Origin of the sequence: Catalinimonas locisalis (assembly GCF_038039535.1) — a bacterium.
In the GTDB taxonomy this organism is placed as follows: domain Bacteria; phylum Bacteroidota; class Bacteroidia; order Cytophagales; family Cyclobacteriaceae; genus Catalinimonas.
In genome coordinates this window covers 65,145-82,354 of the sequence record NZ_JBBPHP010000027.1, presented here as the reverse complement: position 1 = coordinate 82,354, position 17,210 = coordinate 65,145, and the positions used below count along the sequence as shown (strand labels likewise).

19 protein-coding genes and 1 pseudogene are annotated in these 17,210 nt (G+C 40.6%); 14 read left to right on the top strand and 6 right to left on the bottom strand.

What is annotated here, in order from left to right:
• Positions 1 to 8: 8 nt before the first annotated feature.
• From WJR50_RS24000 to WJR50_RS23975, 6 genes are all read left to right on the top strand, one after another.
• Complete coding sequence (locus tag WJR50_RS24000; RefSeq protein WP_341295840.1) at positions 9 to 974, top strand: MlaD family protein; 966 nt, start codon at positions 9 to 11, stop codon at positions 972 to 974.
• Positions 975 to 1,275: 301 nt separating this feature from the next.
• Positions 1,276 to 1,950, top strand: coding sequence for a BON domain-containing protein (locus WJR50_RS23995; protein WP_341295839.1), 675 nt, complete (start codon positions 1,276 to 1,278; stop codon positions 1,948 to 1,950).
• 95 nt (positions 1,951 to 2,045) lie between these two features.
• The gene (locus tag WJR50_RS23990; protein WP_341295838.1) at positions 2,046 to 2,192 is read left to right on the top strand and encodes an FAD-dependent oxidoreductase; all 147 of its coding nucleotides are present in this window, start codon (positions 2,046 to 2,048) and stop codon (positions 2,190 to 2,192) included.
• Entirely contained in the window at positions 2,143 to 3,597 is a 1,455-nt protein-coding gene (locus tag WJR50_RS23985) for a phytoene desaturase family protein (protein ID WP_341295837.1), read from the top strand. The genes WJR50_RS23990 and WJR50_RS23985 overlap by 50 nt, the downstream gene beginning before the upstream one ends.
• A gap of 48 nt (positions 3,598 to 3,645) precedes the next feature.
• Positions 3,646 to 3,972 (top strand): hypothetical protein, encoded by a 327-nt coding sequence (locus tag WJR50_RS23980; RefSeq protein WP_341295836.1) that lies wholly within the window; start codon positions 3,646 to 3,648, stop codon positions 3,970 to 3,972.
• Positions 3,973 to 4,324: 352 nt separating this feature from the next.
• On the top strand, positions 4,325 to 5,131 hold the full coding sequence (locus tag WJR50_RS23975; RefSeq protein WP_341295835.1) for a L,D-transpeptidase: 807 nt from the start codon (positions 4,325 to 4,327) through the stop codon (positions 5,129 to 5,131).
• A 202-nt stretch (positions 5,132 to 5,333) separates the two neighbouring features.
• Here the strand turns inward: WJR50_RS23975 and WJR50_RS23970 are convergent.
• Both WJR50_RS23970 and WJR50_RS23965 read right to left on the bottom strand, forming a co-directional pair.
• Positions 5,334 to 5,900 (bottom strand): annotated as a pseudogene (locus WJR50_RS23970) (transposase); the annotation flags it as partial.
• A gap of 755 nt (positions 5,901 to 6,655) precedes the next feature.
• The gene (locus tag WJR50_RS23965) at positions 6,656 to 7,117 is read right to left on the bottom strand and encodes a hypothetical protein (RefSeq protein ID WP_341295834.1); all 462 of its coding nucleotides are present in this window, start codon (positions 7,115 to 7,117) and stop codon (positions 6,656 to 6,658) included.
• A gap of 151 nt (positions 7,118 to 7,268) precedes the next feature.
• Between WJR50_RS23965 and WJR50_RS23960 the strand changes: the two genes are divergently transcribed.
• Positions 7,269 to 8,510, top strand: a complete 1,242-nt coding sequence (locus tag WJR50_RS23960; protein ID WP_341295833.1) for a sterol desaturase family protein — start codon at positions 7,269 to 7,271, stop codon at positions 8,508 to 8,510.
• A 13-nt stretch (positions 8,511 to 8,523) separates the two neighbouring features.
• Here WJR50_RS23960 and WJR50_RS23955 read toward each other — a convergent pair whose 3' ends face one another.
• Entirely contained in the window at positions 8,524 to 8,913 is a 390-nt protein-coding gene (locus tag WJR50_RS23955) for a DUF302 domain-containing protein (protein ID WP_341295832.1), read from the bottom strand.
• Between the two features lie 215 nt (positions 8,914 to 9,128).
• Between WJR50_RS23955 and WJR50_RS23950 the strand changes: the two genes are divergently transcribed.
• Positions 9,129 to 10,355: a S8 family peptidase gene (locus WJR50_RS23950; RefSeq protein ID WP_341295831.1), complete on the top strand. Its 1,227-nt coding sequence runs from the start codon at positions 9,129 to 9,131 to the stop codon at positions 10,353 to 10,355.
• Between the two features lie 26 nt (positions 10,356 to 10,381).
• On the opposite strand, the gene WJR50_RS23945 is transcribed toward WJR50_RS23950, so the two are convergent.
• Positions 10,382 to 10,648, bottom strand: a complete 267-nt coding sequence (locus tag WJR50_RS23945) for a hypothetical protein (RefSeq protein WP_341295830.1) — start codon at positions 10,646 to 10,648, stop codon at positions 10,382 to 10,384.
• 101 nt (positions 10,649 to 10,749) lie between these two features.
• Between WJR50_RS23945 and WJR50_RS23940 the strand changes: the two genes are divergently transcribed.
• Entirely contained in the window at positions 10,750 to 11,130 is a 381-nt protein-coding gene (locus WJR50_RS23940) for a hypothetical protein (RefSeq protein WP_341295829.1), read from the top strand.
• A gap of 586 nt (positions 11,131 to 11,716) precedes the next feature.
• On the opposite strand, the gene WJR50_RS23935 is transcribed toward WJR50_RS23940, so the two are convergent.
• Positions 11,717 to 12,043 (bottom strand): GIY-YIG nuclease family protein, encoded by a 327-nt coding sequence (locus WJR50_RS23935; protein ID WP_341295852.1) that lies wholly within the window; start codon positions 12,041 to 12,043, stop codon positions 11,717 to 11,719.
• Between the two features lie 445 nt (positions 12,044 to 12,488).
• On the bottom strand, positions 12,489 to 13,133 hold the full coding sequence (locus WJR50_RS23930) for a PQLLE family protein (RefSeq protein WP_341295828.1): 645 nt from the start codon (positions 13,131 to 13,133) through the stop codon (positions 12,489 to 12,491).
• 656 nt (positions 13,134 to 13,789) lie between these two features.
• On the opposite strand from WJR50_RS23930, the gene WJR50_RS23925 reads away from it, so the two are divergent.
• The 5 genes from WJR50_RS23925 to WJR50_RS23905 all read left to right on the top strand — a co-directional run bounded on the left by WJR50_RS23925 (position 13,790) and on the right by WJR50_RS23905 (position 17,119).
• Positions 13,790 to 14,305 (top strand): hypothetical protein, encoded by a 516-nt coding sequence (locus tag WJR50_RS23925; protein ID WP_341295827.1) that lies wholly within the window; start codon positions 13,790 to 13,792, stop codon positions 14,303 to 14,305.
• Between the two features lie 52 nt (positions 14,306 to 14,357).
• Positions 14,358 to 15,251, top strand: a complete 894-nt coding sequence (locus tag WJR50_RS23920) for a carboxypeptidase-like regulatory domain-containing protein (RefSeq protein ID WP_341295826.1) — start codon at positions 14,358 to 14,360, stop codon at positions 15,249 to 15,251.
• A 63-nt stretch (positions 15,252 to 15,314) separates the two neighbouring features.
• Positions 15,315 to 16,019: a hypothetical protein gene (locus tag WJR50_RS23915; protein WP_341295825.1), complete on the top strand. Its 705-nt coding sequence runs from the start codon at positions 15,315 to 15,317 to the stop codon at positions 16,017 to 16,019.
• Positions 16,020 to 16,208: 189 nt separating this feature from the next.
• Entirely contained in the window at positions 16,209 to 16,400 is a 192-nt protein-coding gene (locus WJR50_RS23910) for a hypothetical protein (RefSeq protein WP_341295824.1), read from the top strand.
• 152 nt (positions 16,401 to 16,552) lie between these two features.
• Entirely contained in the window at positions 16,553 to 17,119 is a 567-nt protein-coding gene (locus WJR50_RS23905; protein ID WP_341295823.1) for a lipoprotein, read from the top strand.
• Positions 17,120 to 17,210 lie beyond the last annotated feature (91 nt).

Here is a 17,210-nt window from a genome sequence, read left to right as displayed (position 1 = left end):
TTATTCGTATGAGCCAAGAAACACACCATAAAATCAAGCTAGGTATCTTCGTGATGCTCGGGCTTATCTTTTTAATTGTAGCATTATACATGATAGGGAACCAGCGTAACATGTTCAATACCCGCTTTCAACTAAGTACTCGCTTTACTGATGTAAATGGTTTGAGAGAAGGTAATAGTGTACGTTTTGCAGGTATCGATGTGGGTATTGTAAAACGCATCAAAATTGTCAGTGACTCTGCCATTCAGGTGGATATGCTCATCCGTGAAGCTGTAAGAACCTATATCAAGAAAAATGCTGTAGCTACAATAGGTACGGATGGATTAGTTGGGAATGTTATTATCAATATACGACCTGGTTCGGGCCATGCACTTCCTGTAGAAATGAATGACTGGATTATTTCACAATCTAATGTAGATACTGATGCTTTACTTAGAACGCTAAGCGTTTCCAATGAAAACGTAGCCACTCTTACCCAAAATCTGGTAGCCATAACCAATCATATCAATAAAGGAGAGGGCACTGTAGGAATGCTTATTCGTGATAAACAATTTGCGCAGTATCTTCAACAAACTTTGCAAAATCTCACCCAAGCCAGTGAAGGAGCAGCAGCTACTATTACTGAACTTGAAAGTACTGCTGTCAAGATCAGCCGTGGTCCTGGTATCATCAGCTTTTTAGCTGAGGATACTTTGATAGTAGGGCAGCTTCAGCATACCATGCAAAAGTTGCAGACATCCAGCGAAGTAATATCCGAAGTAGCGCAAAACGTACAACTGATGGTACAGAACTTAGAAGAAGGTAAAGGTACTGCAGGCTTGCTGCTCAGCAATAGTACATTAGCAAATGAAGTACAGACTAGCCTTGATGAGATACACACTGGCATTGGCTTATTCAATGAGAACATGAAAGCGCTACAGCACAACTTCCTGCTTCGCCGATACTTTAAAAAACAAGAAAAGCAAAAGCCTTAGTTGTGATAAAGCCTAAGCATCTTATCTAACTGGTGAGAATAAATCATGATGAAGGCTTCTGAGTGATGATTTGAAGTCATATTGCTAGCAATTTAATAATATTTTGCGCATCACAATCCTGGCTGACTTTTTTTCATCCACCTTATCAAAATAACAGAAGACTTAGCTAATGGATTCTTAATAGTTTTCGCTTAACAAGATCATTTGGAGCGATGACTTAGATCACCCCTCATCATGATTAATTTGAAGAATTTTATAAAAGCAAGATTGATTTCATATAACCAACCTTAATTTTTATGCCATGAAAGCAAAATCAGATCATGAACTCCAACAGGACGTAATGGCCGAACTAAAGTGGAGGTTTCCAATCTCTCATGCGGAGATTGATGTAAGTGTAAATGATGGGATCGTTACCCTTTCCGGATTTACTGACTCTTACTTTAAGAAAAGAGAGGCCGAAAGATCAGCAGAAAAGATAGAAGGAGTTAAAGCAATTGTTGAGAAATTTGTTGTGAAACTTCCCGGAAACAGTCAGCATACTGATGCAGATATTGCACTGGCTGTTAGCAATGCACTTCGCTGGAATGTTAACGTTCCAGATGACAAAGTTAAAATAATTGTTAATCAGGCTTGGGTTTCGTTAGAAGGTGAAGTGGATTGGTACTATCAAAAAGTCGCAGCCGAGGACGCGGTTGAGCAACTTCTGGGGGTAAGCGGTGTGACTAACTCTATACATGTTAAAGCTAAAGTCAGACCCTCCGATATAAGTGAAAATATCAAAAATGCTTTCCGACGACATGCACAGCTAGATGCAGATAGAATTCATATTGTATTAGATGGTAGCAAGGCTATCCTGAAAGGAAAAGTTCGCTCTCTGGCCGAAAAAAAAGATGCAGAAAGAGCTACCTGGCTCACTCCTGGTATCTCGCAGATCGAGAATCAACTGGAGATTTCGTCTGAAACTGTCTTACTATAATCAATAGGATTTTGACCACAGAATATTAACTCCTCCTATCTAGAGTGTAGGAGGAATTAATACTAAGTTTTACAATACTTTCACTCACCCGCATTATGAATATAGAAAAGTCCATGATCATTATTGGAGGAGGCATCGCTGGTCTTTCAGCTGGTTATTATGGTGCCATTAATGGCTTTAAGGTGAGTATCCTTGAAAAAAGCGAGAAAGCTGGGGGGGCAGTGTACCTCCTGGAAACATGAAGATTTTATTATAAACGGATGTATACATTGGCTGGTAGGCTCTGGAAGCACTAATAAAATGCATAAATTATGGAGTGATCTAGGGGCCTTAGATGGAACTGAATTTGTCAATCACGATAGATTTACTCATCTGGAAAATGTAGAAGGAGAAGACGTAATCCTTTACTGCAACCCAAATCAACTTAAAGCGCACTGGCTGGAAATAGCTCCAGAAGAAGATGATTTCATCCACAACTTTACTAAAACCATTCAGGTTTTAATAGATGATCAAACGCTCCAACCTAGTCATAACCTCTTTCATAACATTTTCACAAGCGTAAGGCATGGCCTTAAAGGCCTATATGTCTATAGAGAAATTATGAAATGGTTCCGGTATTCCTGTGGAGATATTGCTCTAAAACTAAAAAACCCTTACCTAAAGGCCCTTTTCCTTAGTCTTGGCAAGGACATGCCTGTAATCGCTATCCTTTATACGCTTGCCTGGATGAACAACAAAGAAGCCGGATATCCTCTGGGTGGTTCAGCACCTTTTATTAATAAAATTCTTAATAAGTTTCTGTCTACCGGAGGCTCTATCCACTACAATGCGGCTGTAAAAGAAATCATTGTACACAATGATTGTGCTGGCGGGGTAGTATTAGAAGACGGGCATCGGTTATACGCTGATTATATTATTTCAGCTGCCGATGGATATACTACTATCTATCATATGTTACAAGGGAAATACAAGGATGAAAAAATTGATCACTACTACCTTTCACTGCCACTTTTCAGGCCCATACTTTTTGCTTCTTTTGGCATTAACTACTCCTTCCAAGATTTGGAAGGAGCCGCTATGGGAAGAAGTTTTATTTTAAAAAAACCTCTGAAAGCCGGAAATGTAAGCCATGATCGGCTGAATATACAGGTATACAACTTTGATCCCACATTAGCACCAGAAGGAAAATCCTTAATTACCTCTATGATAGAAACTGATTACCATTACTGGAAAGTACTTGCTGACAATAATGAAAAGTATAAAAAAGAAAAGATAAGAACTCTGATGGAAGTGATGGAAAGATTAACAAGTAGGTTTCCTCAAATTGTGGGGAAATTTGAAATGATGGATTTGGCAACGCCTATTACCTATGAAAAATATACCGGGGTTTATAAAGGAAGCTATGAAGGATGGAAGTTGACTAAAGAAACGTTTTTAGAAAAAATGGAAAAGAAACTGCCTGGACTAGAAAATTTCTATATGGCTGGGCAATGGGTAGAACCCGGTGGAGGCCTGCCTCCTTCTGCTCTGTCTGGAAAATCCGTGATTCAAATGATTTGCAAAAAAGAAAGACTAAAGTTTATCTCCGCTTTCCCTCCTGAGGTAAAGGCAAAAGAAGAACGGAAAATCACCATGGAGCAAAGTTGATACGCTTAAATTTTAGTATAAAAATGCATTCTATAAATTGTCAGTTCAATGAAACTTCTATCTACTCCCAAGTCTGAATACCTCTTACGGGCAAGCCTAGAGGTACTGCATTTTGAAAGCCATGAATGGCAGGAAGAAGTAGCCTACATTTCAGATGAGTCAAGATTTCTTCACAAATTACACAGAAAGTTTATGGAAAAAGTTTTGCCTGAACATCTGCAAAAGCATTCACAGGAATTACTACAAAAACTTACTGAATTTTCTACGCGAATAGCTAATACAAAAACTGCTATTGAAGAACATGAAAAGTATCTGGCTGAAACTCTTCAACGGCAAACCAATGTATCTGATGAGTTATACCGTTCTAACATATAGCAATAAAACAGCAGGTTGAGCATCTCTTCACAGAATTTAAACAACTAAAAAAAGAATTATTCTACTGGGCTGAAGTTGTAATGTCCTGAATATCATCAAGTATATACTACTTTTTATCGGACTTACTTGATCCCAGATTTTCTATGTTAATGCTGAAGGAGAGTATATTTATACAGTTAGAGTTCTCTCCTAAATACCATAGGAGAGAACTCTAAATGATTTATTAGAATATGAAGATATGATTTTTTTATCTCTCACTTTACCTATGATCAAAATCATTGTTGTATTGAGCTTTTGCTGATTTCTTTGCAGCATGAAGTCATTTCCCACAATAGGGTTAATATTATCCTTAATGTACTTACTGCTTACAGCATGTACGCATTTTCAGACTAGCAAAGAAAATGAAGAAACTGCTAATGACGTGAAAAGTGAGCTTTCTGAAAGTAATGACCCTATCATCATTTCTAATGAGCAATTTAAGCCCGTCTTTATTATTCCTCGTGACATTAAGATGAAAGAATACTTTACTTTTCTGGATAGCGTTTTACAGCTACAAGATAGCCAATTGGATTATGCATTGAGTGAACACATACTGATTCGTGCTAACTCCTGGATCATAGATACCCTGGTGAGTTATGATTATTATGAAAGAATGAAGCAGGGAATCTTTATTTACGATCAAAAAGAAGCCGTTATTCTACATAAAGGAGATACCCTTCATATACCTGATAAGCAAACTGCCAATGAAATAGAAGCAGAACTAAAAAACACGATAGTAGATGTCAATATTCCGGAATATAAACTTAGGATCATTGTTCATGACTCCACAAAATATACTTTTCCAGTCAGGGTTGGAAGAAACGAAATCAAATACCTTAAGACTGCAGGGCGAGAAGTAAATTTGAGGACTCCAATTGGAGAGGGAGAGATCGTTAGGATTGAAAAAAATCCCTCCTATATAAATCCTGTGACAGCAAAACTCTATTTTCTGACGCAAAGGGATGATGGCAAGTATACCAAATTGCCCCAAATACCATTTTTAGAGCCTATGATCAACCACATACGACAGGGGGCTTTGATTCATCCTACCACCAATCCACATACTTTAGGTAAAGCTTATTCTAATGGTTGTATAGGCACAGAAGAAGGCGCAGCATAGATCATCTATTACCACGCACCCATTGGGACTAAAGTAAGATTTCGCTATGAATTGAATATCACTGATGAGAACAGTAACCCTGTCCGGCTTAATGACATTTATCAACTTAAGAATAATGACACAAAATTTTAGTCAACTTTTCTATTTACTTCATTTATCTGCATTCATGCTATTATTTGTTTCAAGAAAAAATTTTAATTTTTCATTTAAAACCGTACAAAAAACATTTAAAGAAGTTCTTTGAAAATTTAGGGAATAATCGGATGCGTTTTTCTATGCAGTAAGCTAATGCCCTAAATCCCATTTGGAAAGTGGAAAACTGGTCTAATCTGTCCTTTCTAGCAAACTGGCCTACAAAGCCTATCCATTGCTTTTTGAAGCTGCCAAAAGCCGTTACAATCAATAGGGCAATGGCCACGATAATCAACAGGTTGAATAGCCGATCTGGGTCTTTGATCTTTACTTTATGGATATGAAAGCCACTTGATTTGATGTCCCTAAACATGGTTTCGATCAGGAAGCGCTTGCTGTAATAAGCCATGACATCCTTGGCCCATTCAAGGTTGCTCACCAAATAAATAGGCTGTTCGCACCTGACCTGGTGCCAAACAATGCAATTAACTGGCCCGATGAGTTTTTTGGTGAAGTAAAGCTCCTCGCAGAGCCAGTGGTCGTGGTTTTCCATTGGGTACAGGCTGCCAATGGGGAATCCATCCTCTAAATGCCCGCTTGGTGACACTATGGTGTTCTTAGCAGTTCTGAATACATATTTCCACTTGTTCTTCTAGCAGAATTGCTGAAGTTCTGGGCTGTCAAACTCCTCATCACCGAGCAAGATGATGCTTTTGTCTGTTTTCGGCATTATCCCTGCCAACTGGCTGATGACGTCCAGATGCCCTTTATTGCATCTGCGAACCAGCCAGCAGACTGGAAGTGCACGCCTACGCCAGACAATGCTGACCATCAAGGCTGTACAACCGTTGCCCACTTCTGAGCCATCGATGATGAAAGTCCACTCCCGGTCTTTTAGCCAAACAAAAAGCAAAGCCACATGTGGAAGGTAATCAGTATACTTGCTGTCAGAAAGCGTTTGGCCTTCTTAACTCGGCTCTCCAGGTCCGTGTGCTCAGCAAGGCCTTTGCCCATGCTTTGAAGAGAGCTTCTGCCACTGCTGATAACTGCATAAATAAGCTTCGCTAGATTGGAGAGCCGCGATGCTTGGCGACATGAGGGCTTACCATAGACTGATTGTAGAGACTTTTTGATATCTTTGAGCATCTTCTGAAAGTGGATTGGTTTGGCTTTTATGTTTGGCAACACAAAGCTGCCAATCCCTTTCTTTAAATCCTTTCACATTTCAAAGAACTTACAGTTTATTTTTTGTGTACGGTTTTAAAGTCTGTGAGAATAAATATCTCTAACCTCCTGCTTAAATAAAGTTTGGAAATTTATCAGGATAAAATACAGTATGAAGGAGCGAATCTGAGTTCACCCCATCTTGCACAAAGCATGAAAATTTTTCTACTAACGTTTGATAATGATAGAAACCAGCCATATCAAACTGATCAGCAACAGCAGAGGAGCTACATAGATCAGCCAGTTGAACTGGCTCATCCGGTAATCTCCCTGATTATTGAAGAGCGCTATGTACATCACCGCTGAAGTCAAGAAAATATTGATGATGGCAATAAAGGAACTCAGCCATGAAGTAATCCCCTCCTTAAAGTTTTCACTCCTAAAATAGAAGCCTGAAGTCTCGGGTACGCTCGTCAATACACTTAGTAAAATAGAGCCCAGCAGGTTGGCGATGATAAAGAACCCTAATCCGAAATAGAAGAAAGTATCCCTTTCTATAAACTCATTGGGCACTCCTTCCATATCCGCCTGTATCCCCACGCGTTCGGGAAGATAGGCATAACTCAACATCAGTGCAGCAAAGTAAATCAATGCTGTAAAAACCCAGAGTAATCTGAAAAACCTTAACATGCGATATATTTAGTCTTTTTATACATTCAAAGAGGCTGCAAACTTATGGTCTTTTTTGGAAAATATGCTATTTTAAAAGCATGAGTGTATAAAAATGATCCAAAACCTTTACTTCTGTTGTTCTTTTTACACAAAGTAAGATCATAGCATTATGGACATTAACCCTATTGTACTTTCCATTCCTATCTATTTTCTGCTCATCGGCCTTGAGCTGATCATACAGTTTGAGCAGAAAAAGAAGTTGTACCGCCTTAATGATGCGCTTACCAACATCGGTTGTGGGGTAACGCAGCAGGTAACCGGCTTGTTTTTCAAAGTGCTGGTCGTAGCGATGTATCAGCTGGTCTATGAGTATCTGGCGATTATACAAATCCCGGTCAACTGGTGGACGATTGCCATTCTCTTTGTATTGGTAGACCTCTGCTACTATTGGGCACACCGCATGAGCCACGAAGTGAATCTATTCTGGGGTGGTCATGTGGTGCATCATCAAAGTGAAGACTATAATCTGTCAGTTGCACTGCGCCAGGGTTCTTTTCAAACCCTCTGGACCTCTATTTTTTACCTTCCTCTGGCCTTCCTTGGCTTTGATACGCTTACTTTCGTCACGGTATCCGCTTTTGTTACTCTATATCAGTTCTGGATACATACCGAAACCATTGGTAAACTCGGCTGGTTTGAATGGATTTTCAATACCCCCTCTCATCATAGAGTGCATCACGGCCGTGATCCCAAGTACATTGACAAAAACCACGCAGGGGTCTTTATCGTCTGGGATAGGCTCTTTGGTACTTTTCAGGAAGAAGAGGAAAAACCAACCTATGGGGTAACTCAGCCGGTAGATAGTTGGAATCCTGTCTGGGCAAATCTGAAGCCTTATGTGGCCATGGGCAAACAGCTACAGCAGACGCATCGCTGGAGTGATCGTGCGCGAATCCTGTTCAATAAACCCGGCTGGCAACCCGCCGAAATGGGAGGCTATCAGGCTCCTCAGGAAGTGGATAAAAGCAGTTATAAAAAGTATGATAGCAAAGGTTCTGCCCGGCTAAACTACTATATTTTGTTCCAGTTTTTGCTCGCACTGATCGGTACTGCTCTCTTTCTTTTTAATGAAGGACAGCTTAAAATCATTGAAAAGGCAGGCATAGCGACTTTGATATTATTTTCTCTCCTCAGTCTGGGCAGCCTCTTTGAGAAGCCCGGGATAGCGATTCCGTTAGAGATTGTCCGCATCATTTGTACGCTGATCGCTGCTCAGTATTTCATCAATCAGGGACATTGGATCAATACTAGTCTGCTCTATGGCATTACTTATTTGTTAGTTTCATTTTACTGGCTTTTTACCGCTGTAAAAGCAAAGAAGTCCAGCCCCGAAGTCACTGCAAGAGCCTAAACTAAATGATTGATTATAGCGCTTCTATGGCGGACTTTAACTGGGCCTGCACTTCTCCGGCTATGCCTTCCAGCGCGGGGTTTTCCACTGCCTGCATAGAAGCCATAGGGTCTACTGCCGAAACTTCTATTGCACCACCTTCCAGTTCCTGTACAATGACATTACAGGGAAGCATGGTCCCGATTTTGTTTTCGGCCTGCAATGCCTGATAGGCAAAGGAGGGATTGCATGCTCCCAGGATTTTATAGGGCCTCAGGTCTTTGTCCAGCTTCTTTTTCATGGTGGCCTGTACGTCTATCTCGGTGAGTATGCCAAAGCCTTTAGATTTCAACACCTCTCCTACCTTTTCCAATGCCTGATCAAAGGTAGTATTGGCTAATTTTTTACTGAAGTAATATTGCATGGTGCTCTAAGTTTATGGTTTTAACCAAGCCCTAGGCTCAGTGTTCATTCTTATTCTGTTCACATCCGCAAAGTGATATTTTTTAAGCACGATAAAAATGACCTGCATCATGTCTGCTTCAAATTAGCAGGGCTTATGGGTTACAAAAGTGTACTTACCTACACCTAATAAAGAATACAGAATATTTATTTCATTCACTTTTAACCCACAATACCATGGCCAAATCCGAAAAGAAAAGGATGATCATCACGTTTAAGCCCAAAGACAAACGTGCTGACAAGACAGAAGACAAGGTTGACATTGTAAGGAACACGATATCTACCGATACCAGCTTTTTCAATGCCAACGACTGGTCCAGAGGGCAGGCGGTGCCCTCCGGTATGCCTACCGAACAAATAGGCTATGATGTCAATCAGTATGAAGCCCCTATAGTGATGGGCTCCTTTACCGATGATGAGATCAAGAAGCTGAAAAAGAACGACAACATCGCCAAGGTGGAGGAAGATGGTAAGGTATATGCCTATCATGGCAGCCAGCAGTTTGCCCATCTTCAGTATGAAGGCATGCCGATGGTACAATCAGAAACCATCCCCGAAGGCATCAACCAGATCAAAGCGCCCAATGCCTGGCTGGCAACACAGGCGATGGGCATCAAGGTAGCTATACTGGACACTGGTATTGACTACAATCACCCCGATCTGAAAGACAACTATAAGTTTGGCGTCAGCTTCATAGAGGATGAAAGCAGCCCTATGGACTTCAACGGGCATGGTACCCACTGTGCCGGTACGGTAGCTGCTGCTATCAATGGTGAAGGTGTGGTAGGCGTGGCTCCATCGGCCTATCTGTATGCGGTAAAGGTATTGAGCCGCACTGGTATAGGAGCCTGGAGCAGCCTGATAGCCGGTATTGACTGGTGTATCAACAAAAAGAATATGGACATCATCAGTATGAGCCTGGGGGCATCCTCTGCCCCTTCTGCGGTAGAAGCCATCTGCCAGGCTGCCTGGGACAAAGGAGCGATTCTGGTAGCTGCAGCGGGTAATGGTTATGGAGCACCGGTAGGTTATCCTGCCAAATACAACTCGGTCATTGCTGTGTCAGCTATTGATAGTAATAATGCGCTGGCTGAATTCAGTAATAAAGGGGATGAGATTGAGCTATGTGCTCCCGGCGAAAATGTGCTATCCACCAAAGCTGGAGGTGGCTATGTCAAATACAGTGGCACCAGCATGGCCTGTCCGCATGTGGCAGGAGCAGCCGCGATTGCCAAGGGTACCCACCGTTATGCCAGTAATGTAAGCTTACGCCGCTTGCTGGCATTGACTGCCGATAATCTGGGTAATCCCGGTCGTGATCCTAAATTCGGCTTTGGAAGGGTTGATCCACATCAGGCCGCCTTTTCCACTACGCCACCTGATGCTATCCCCGGACTGCCTTAGTAGAAAAAGTAATCCCTTAGGATCACTTAAGCTTTATCCAAAGTGATCTCGCTATCTAGTTCTACCTTTACTACCTCTTCCAACGCCAACAGCTTCCCTATGTCCGAAGCTTTGATCTTTCCACTCAGCAAAGGTATGCTTGCTATATTCCGGCTCACCTTAAGTCCGCTGCTATCAAAAGCCGCTGTATTTGTTACGATTTCCTGGGTAGTGACCAGAACGGGAATAAAATCATTTTCATCTGCATGGGCTACATAAGCCTGTAGCTCCTCGCTCATTTTATCAGTAAACATAAGCCCTGCTGTTTAGTGTAAAACATTTGTCTGCTACTTTTTATTAGTATACGCAGTGACTAATATTGTGTATGAAAACAGGGATCAGATTTATACAACACATGCGCATACTCAAGGCCTGCCTGATCATCAGTAGCACGATCTGCTTTACGCAATGCCAGCAGGCGGTGGATATAGAAAACTTTGACGAAACTGCTTTTATGGAAGATGAGGCAGGCTGCATGGGGCAGCGTATCCTGATGAAGGAGCAGGTGCTCAAACTACCTCAGCACCTCAGTGGACTCAGCCAGCAGGAAATCCAGAAAACGCTGGGAAAAGCGGACCGGCAGGAGCTCTCCAACCGCAGCCAGAAGTACCTGGTCTACTTTATTGAGCCCGCTCCCTCCTGCGAAGGCAGTACCGCTGAGAAAGAACCCCTCACCATGTACGTACGCTTCAACTCGGTAGGCCTCGCTAACGAGATTAGTTTTAAGAATTATTGAATTGAAGATTGTAAATTACAGTGAGGTGGTAAAGCTCACTGGACTGAATCCTTAACAGAATAACAGCTTGGCTTTATTACCACTATGAAGTCATCCCGTTAGGTATCCCGGCCTGGAGGGCTTAACAGTCATGCAAGTCATCGGCATTAGAGGGATGGATAAGATTCCTTCGCTTTGCTACGGAATGACAATTCGTCGCTTTCCTTACCGCCCTGAAGTCATCCCGTTAGGGATCTTTACCGCAACCCAAAGCTTCTAATTCAGGGTGGTCAAGATTCCCGCGCCACGGGGCTTCGCTTTGCTACGGTATGACAGTTCCGCGTTGTCTTGACGTTTTAAAGTCATCCCGTTAGGGATCTTAACCATCATGCAAGTCATTAGGACTGGAGGGACGATCAAGATTCCTCCGCTTTGCTACGGAATGACAGTTCCGCGTTGTCTTGACGTTTTAAAGTCATCCCGTTAGGGATTCCGGCCTGGAGGGCTTAACCACCCCGTGGAAGCCGCAATGCAAATCACTGGTTACTGCTACGGAGGGAGATATTCTAACCAACCCATGGAAACCACCATGTAAGTCCTGACATGCTTATCTTGAAGTAATGCCAAGGTGAGGAGGCCATTCCATAATTTCAGTATTCCAAAAATTCCACTTAGGATTGAGGGTAGCAATCAAGGCCTCTTTTCGTTTCCTGTTCCAGTCCTTTAGTTGTTTCTCCCTTTCAATAGCATGGGTGGGAGAATTGAATCTTTCGTAATACAGCAAGTAGTAGCAGTAATATTTTCCGGCAAAGGTCCGGGCTTGACCTCTGTTCAGATAGTGTTCGGTTAACCTTTGTTCAAGATCATTGGTCATACCTACGTATAGTACATTTTTACGTGAATTCGTAACTATATATACAAAATAGTTTCCCAGGATGACTCAAAGAAATTAACTGTGGCTGCGGTTATTTACCGGTCAATTTACAGCCTTAAAGAGTACTCCTTCTGGTTGCTCTACTATGTCAAGTAATGGATTTACTAATATCTATTATAGCATGACGTCATCCCTTAGCGACAGCGTAGGGATCTTTACCGCAACCCAAAGCTTTTAATTCAGGGTGGTCAAGATTCCTTCACTGCGTTGCGGAATGACAGTTCGGAGTTATTTTATCGTTCTGAAGTCATCCCGTAGTATAACGAAGGGATCCTAACCACCTTGCAAGTCTTTCTTATCAGAAGGAAGGTTAAGATTTAATCAGTTAGGTGATGCCTTTACACTGATGCTTGTGTTCTTCTCTTGTATTGTCAAATTACAGATTACAAATTGGTGAATTTCATAATCTGTAATCTGCAATTTTTAATTTTCAATTTGCAATACCCTACTGAAGAGAGCGGACGCGGATGCCGAAGGCTTCCAGCTTCTGGGGCTGATCTTTCAGGGCCAAACGGGCGGCGGCATGAAACTCCCTGACCCAGTTTCTAAGCTGCTTAGCCGCATCATTCTTGTTGACCGTGCAGTTTTCCGCTTCTCCTTTTTTCAGCATGCGGTCATCACGCAGGGCCAGCAATGCCTCTACCGAAGCTTTGGCCTGTTGCAGTTCCTCTACCGTAAACCCGAAGGGCAGCATTTTATCACTGTGGTCTGCGATCTGCACATAAAAGGCTTCCGCCTGCCCTATCCATGCCCACTGGTTACTGAAAACCTTACTGATGTTCAACGCATTCAGTATCTCAGGATCATGCCTGAAAGCAAATCGGGCAGCAGACACATGCTCCAAAAAGAGGGGACGTAAATTGCTTACCTCCTGGGAGATACGGTTAGAAATATTCCATTGCGTATCATACGCACTTTTCTTGGAGGTCTGTATATCCTTCAGGAGCAACATCAGATTCTCCCCTTCCTGCATACGTTTGGACGGGAAATTGTACTGCGCCATCCGCTTGGCGGTATCCGCATCTCTATTGGCATTGTTAAGAATCAGGCGAGCGGCCAGCATCACGCCATCCACGGTATTAAGTTTCATGATCTTGATTGTTTTAGTTCGTATTTAGTAGAGAGTACCCTTAGCATCAATCCTAGAGTACTTTACTCAGCATAAAACAAAGTACGATCCATTAAACATAGCATACCTGGCTGATATTAAGTAAATAATACTTAAGCAATAACCGAAGAATATATGAAAGAATACCGGGTTGCAGCTTCTGAATTTGGAGAATAACACACGCGTCACTGTGATTCTATCTATGATTCTTACACGGACCATGCATATGCACGCTGCGCAGCCTCTAAATCTTACATATAACGCTCTGAGTCAGTGTGTTCTGTCAGTTATTTTGGAAAATAAGTGATCAATCACAGAGAATTTACGCCAGAATGTCAGTTGCAGCACATTGCGAACCGCCGTTCTACCACTTATTTTCAGGAATCAGGCATCACGCAGTCTGCATCTGTCACTTATTTCGGCTTGGGGTAGATCAAACTTCATGAATTTGCCATAGGGATACAGTTACAGAGACATGAATCCACACTGATGCATACCTTATTTTGCATTCATGATGTTAATGCCTGACATAAACTCATACTTATCATGATAATTTCACAAAAATTCTATTGAAAGTGTTGTAAATAGTGTATACTAGAAAGGATTTATTGTTGATGTAGGTAGTAGATTGAGGTTATATGATTGTATTAGCCAATTTAAATAGGATGGAAATCTTCAAATATCTAATCTGTCTTAAAATTATCCTCATTAATGTACCAACATTTGGTCAATCAATGATGGCTGAACATTTTGAGTCTGAGAATTTTGACTGTGCGATTTTTCCTAAGGAATATGCCGATTTTATAGATGAGAAAAGATTCACTCCAACCCGGTCGGAAATAGAATTGGCGGAAGAGGCATTACGAAGTGATTTGAAGAAAATAAATAGGAAATTAGTCAATCAAGATGGCACAAAATATAATCCAATTATTCATCAGAATTTAAAAAAGTATAAAAGGCAATACTTTGGATACCTTGACGAAGATGGTAACAGAATTCTTTTGATCAATGCATTTTGGAGGGAAGATAAAAGTTCAAATAATTGGTTAGGTGAAAGGGTACTAGTTTTTGATGGGGGCAGCTATTATTGGAATATTAAATATAACATTGATAAACATAAATTATTTGGATTGCAGGTAAATGGGAATGCATAAAACTGGCTTTTACTCCATTACCATGCATTACCTGTTGACAAAACCAGCATAAATGAAGTTAATCACATTATTATTTCTTTGCTTCCTCGTTCATTCTGCTTTGAGTCAACACATCATTACAGGAACAGTGATTAACCCTGATGACAGTAGTTCAGTACCAGGAGTAGACGTAATTGAAGATTCACTCAATCAAACAATAAGCGATTTGCATGGTAATTTTTCTATAACGGTAAAAGAACTGCCCACAAGATTGACCTTTTCCTCGGTAGGAATGCTTACTAGAAACATTACTGTCAGTTCAGACAGCATATTAACGGTATACTTACAAAATTATGTATTAGCACATTACTTTGATAGTCAAAAGGTCGGTGTATATCTTCAATCCGGATTAATCAATAACCCTTTAGGTGGTAAACTGTATCTTTCATCACCTTACTTTCTTAATTCAAGATTAGTTAAAAGCTCAATTGGCTATCAAACTAATGTAGATGATAATACATTGCTGGATGGCTTTTTATCATTAGATAATATTTTCTCATATCCATATTTTAGTGCTGGATTAAGTTTAGCTTACCAAGATGTAACACTTGGTAAATTTTACCATTTAACAAATAAGTCCGTTGAAATAGATCTCTGGCATAGATATAGTCCTGTTGACCTATCACTTGGTTATGCTAATCTTGATATTTCTGATGCTGAGAAAGCAGAAAATTATCATAGTATTGTGATTAAAGTAAGTAGGTACTTTTATAAGCTATTTGCTTTAGAAGCTTCAAGCAAAATTTGGCTTTACAATGACCTTCAAGGATTTAATGTACAACTGGAAAGGTCATTTCATAGGCTACATACATTCGCCAGTTATCAGCAATTAGATTCATACGCTGAATTCACCATAGGTTTGGGTTATTTGACAACGTATATATTTAGTGACCCTAACAAGTATTAAAAAAAGCAGTTTTTACCACGAGTTTGAACAAGACGATAAATGTGGTAAACACCAGATCTCAATATGAATAAGAATATACTGATAGGAATATGTATTGGGCTATTAATGGCCTGCCAACCAGAAGCACAACATCCTGTTCAAGTAGGTCAGTTAAGTGCGGTTTCTAATCATTCGGCATACCTGGATGTAGCAAAAATCTCTACTGTGGGAGACTTTAATCGGACTTATCAGGAGAAGTCCCGTAATGATGAAAGCTTTACTTTTCTTTTACCCTATAACTTTGATAAAAAAGAAATTGAAGTTAGTGATGAAGCACAAACTGGAATTCCCATCATAGGCATTTCATATGATTGTGTAATACATTGTTGCAAATATTCAGATCTAATAATAGAGGTAGCTTCTGACCAAAGGCATCAAATAGAGTCTGAAGCCATTAATAATGAATCCCTAAAGAAGTGGATGCGATTGCAAATACTTAATTATGGACAAGATCCTACGCTTTCTGATCATCCTAATGATGCAGTTTTCAGGCTAGCTTTTGAGCAAGCACAAGCTTTATCAGACGCTAACCTCTTACTGTATCAAATCATAGCTGTATATGAAGAATTCCTGCAAGAAAGAGCAACTATAGAATCATTGGATATTAAACAAACCAAAGAGAAATATCCTTTAAACCTACGATTTACCGCAAAAGCTACTCCCATGCCAACTTTTCTAGATATAGATGAAGAGGAGTTCGCTGAGGAAATAATTTTAGATATAAATTAATGTAAATACAGCACAAAACTGACTTAAGCGTCTCGCTTGAGTCTTCATTGAACCTATACATCTTCTCAGGATCATTTAACTTTACATTCAAAATAAACCTGTAGATTATACACTGCTTTTCAACAAAGTGAAATTTTTACTGGACAATTTGGTAAAAGAATTCTGCGTATATTGATAAAAATCTAGTTTATGATAACGAAAGATCAAGTAATAAAGAGTTTAAAGGATATGCCTGATCAGTTTTCTATTGATGAACTGATGGATAAATTGATTTTACTTCAAAAGATTGAAGTGGGATTGGATCAGTCTAAGAAAGAAGAAGTTTATTCCCCTAAAGAAGCCAAGGAAATACTGAAGCAATGGCAGGCACGGTCAAAATAAACTGGACTCGTCAGGCCTCTAAAACGGACTTAAGCGTCTAGCTTATGTCTTCATTACAATCATCCCCCCCTACCGCAAGTTTAGCGAAGTGTAAACCCTGAACTGGATTCAGGGTAAATGTGGTTAAGTCAAGCACACATTAGTAGCCATTCATGAAAAAGTACTTTATCCTATTTTCTCTCATAGCCTTCCTGACGGGATGTGACAACAAAAAATTATCTCCCACTGAGTTGGTGACTCAATATTACGAGGCTTTCAATGCTTCTGACTTCACGCAAATTGCCCAGTTGATTGCGGATAGTATCACCATTGTGGATGGAGAGTATATTATGCCTTACTCCCATGACAGTTTTTATGAAAATTTCAAGTGGGATTCTGTCTTTCAAACGACTTATAAAATTGTCAACTTAGAAGACCAGCATGAGCAGATCATTGCGACAGTAGCTTCAAGTTCCAAGCGTTACAAATTTCTAAAGAATGACCCTTTGACCTGTAGGTTTAAGATATCATTTGAGTCGGACAAAATAAGCAAGCTTGAAGCACTGGAATGCTTAGGTGCCGATTGGGATGTCTGGCAAAAGGAAAGAGATTCCTTAGTTCACTGGATCAACATGCATCATCCTGAACTTGATGGATTCATTCATGACATGACGATGAAGGGTGCTAAAAACTACCTGAAAGCCATAGCACTGTATGAAAATAGACAAGACAACCTGTGACAGAAAGCGGTACATAGGGTAAGATGGTCCGGGTTTCCATTGCATGCAAAATTGGTGTAAGCAGATAGGCTGGTAGCCTCCCAAACTGAGT

Coding starts and splice junctions, on each gene's coding strand:
- WJR50_RS23905 (WP_341295823.1), top strand. CDS start 16,553: ATGAAAAAGTACTTTATCCTATTTTCTCTCATAGCCTTCCTGACGGGA.
- WJR50_RS23990 (WP_341295838.1), top strand. CDS start 2,046: ATGAATATAGAAAAGTCCATGATCATTATTGGAGGAGGCATCGCTGGT.
- WJR50_RS23940 (WP_341295829.1), top strand. CDS start 10,750: ATGCGCATACTCAAGGCCTGCCTGATCATCAGTAGCACGATCTGCTTT.
- WJR50_RS24000 (WP_341295840.1), top strand. CDS start 9: ATGAGCCAAGAAACACACCATAAAATCAAGCTAGGTATCTTCGTGATG.
- WJR50_RS23920 (WP_341295826.1), top strand. CDS start 14,358: ATGAAGTTAATCACATTATTATTTCTTTGCTTCCTCGTTCATTCTGCT.
- WJR50_RS23995 (WP_341295839.1), top strand. CDS start 1,276: ATGAAAGCAAAATCAGATCATGAACTCCAACAGGACGTAATGGCCGAA.
- WJR50_RS23945 (WP_341295830.1), bottom strand. CDS start 10,648: ATGTTTACTGATAAAATGAGCGAGGAGCTACAGGCTTATGTAGCCCAT.
- WJR50_RS23955 (WP_341295832.1), bottom strand. CDS start 8,913: ATGCAATATTACTTCAGTAAAAAATTAGCCAATACTACCTTTGATCAG.
- WJR50_RS23915 (WP_341295825.1), top strand. CDS start 15,315: ATGAATAAGAATATACTGATAGGAATATGTATTGGGCTATTAATGGCC.
- WJR50_RS23910 (WP_341295824.1), top strand. CDS start 16,209: ATGATAACGAAAGATCAAGTAATAAAGAGTTTAAAGGATATGCCTGAT.
- WJR50_RS23930 (WP_341295828.1), bottom strand. CDS start 13,133: ATGAAACTTAATACCGTGGATGGCGTGATGCTGGCCGCTCGCCTGATT.
- WJR50_RS23965 (WP_341295834.1), bottom strand. CDS start 7,117: ATGTTAAGGTTTTTCAGATTACTCTGGGTTTTTACAGCATTGATTTAC.
- WJR50_RS23950 (WP_341295831.1), top strand. CDS start 9,129: ATGGCCAAATCCGAAAAGAAAAGGATGATCATCACGTTTAAGCCCAAA.
- WJR50_RS23980 (WP_341295836.1), top strand. CDS start 3,646: ATGAAACTTCTATCTACTCCCAAGTCTGAATACCTCTTACGGGCAAGC.
- WJR50_RS23925 (WP_341295827.1), top strand. CDS start 13,790: ATGATTGTATTAGCCAATTTAAATAGGATGGAAATCTTCAAATATCTA.
- WJR50_RS23975 (WP_341295835.1), top strand. CDS start 4,325: ATGTACTTACTGCTTACAGCATGTACGCATTTTCAGACTAGCAAAGAA.
- WJR50_RS23960 (WP_341295833.1), top strand. CDS start 7,269: ATGGACATTAACCCTATTGTACTTTCCATTCCTATCTATTTTCTGCTC.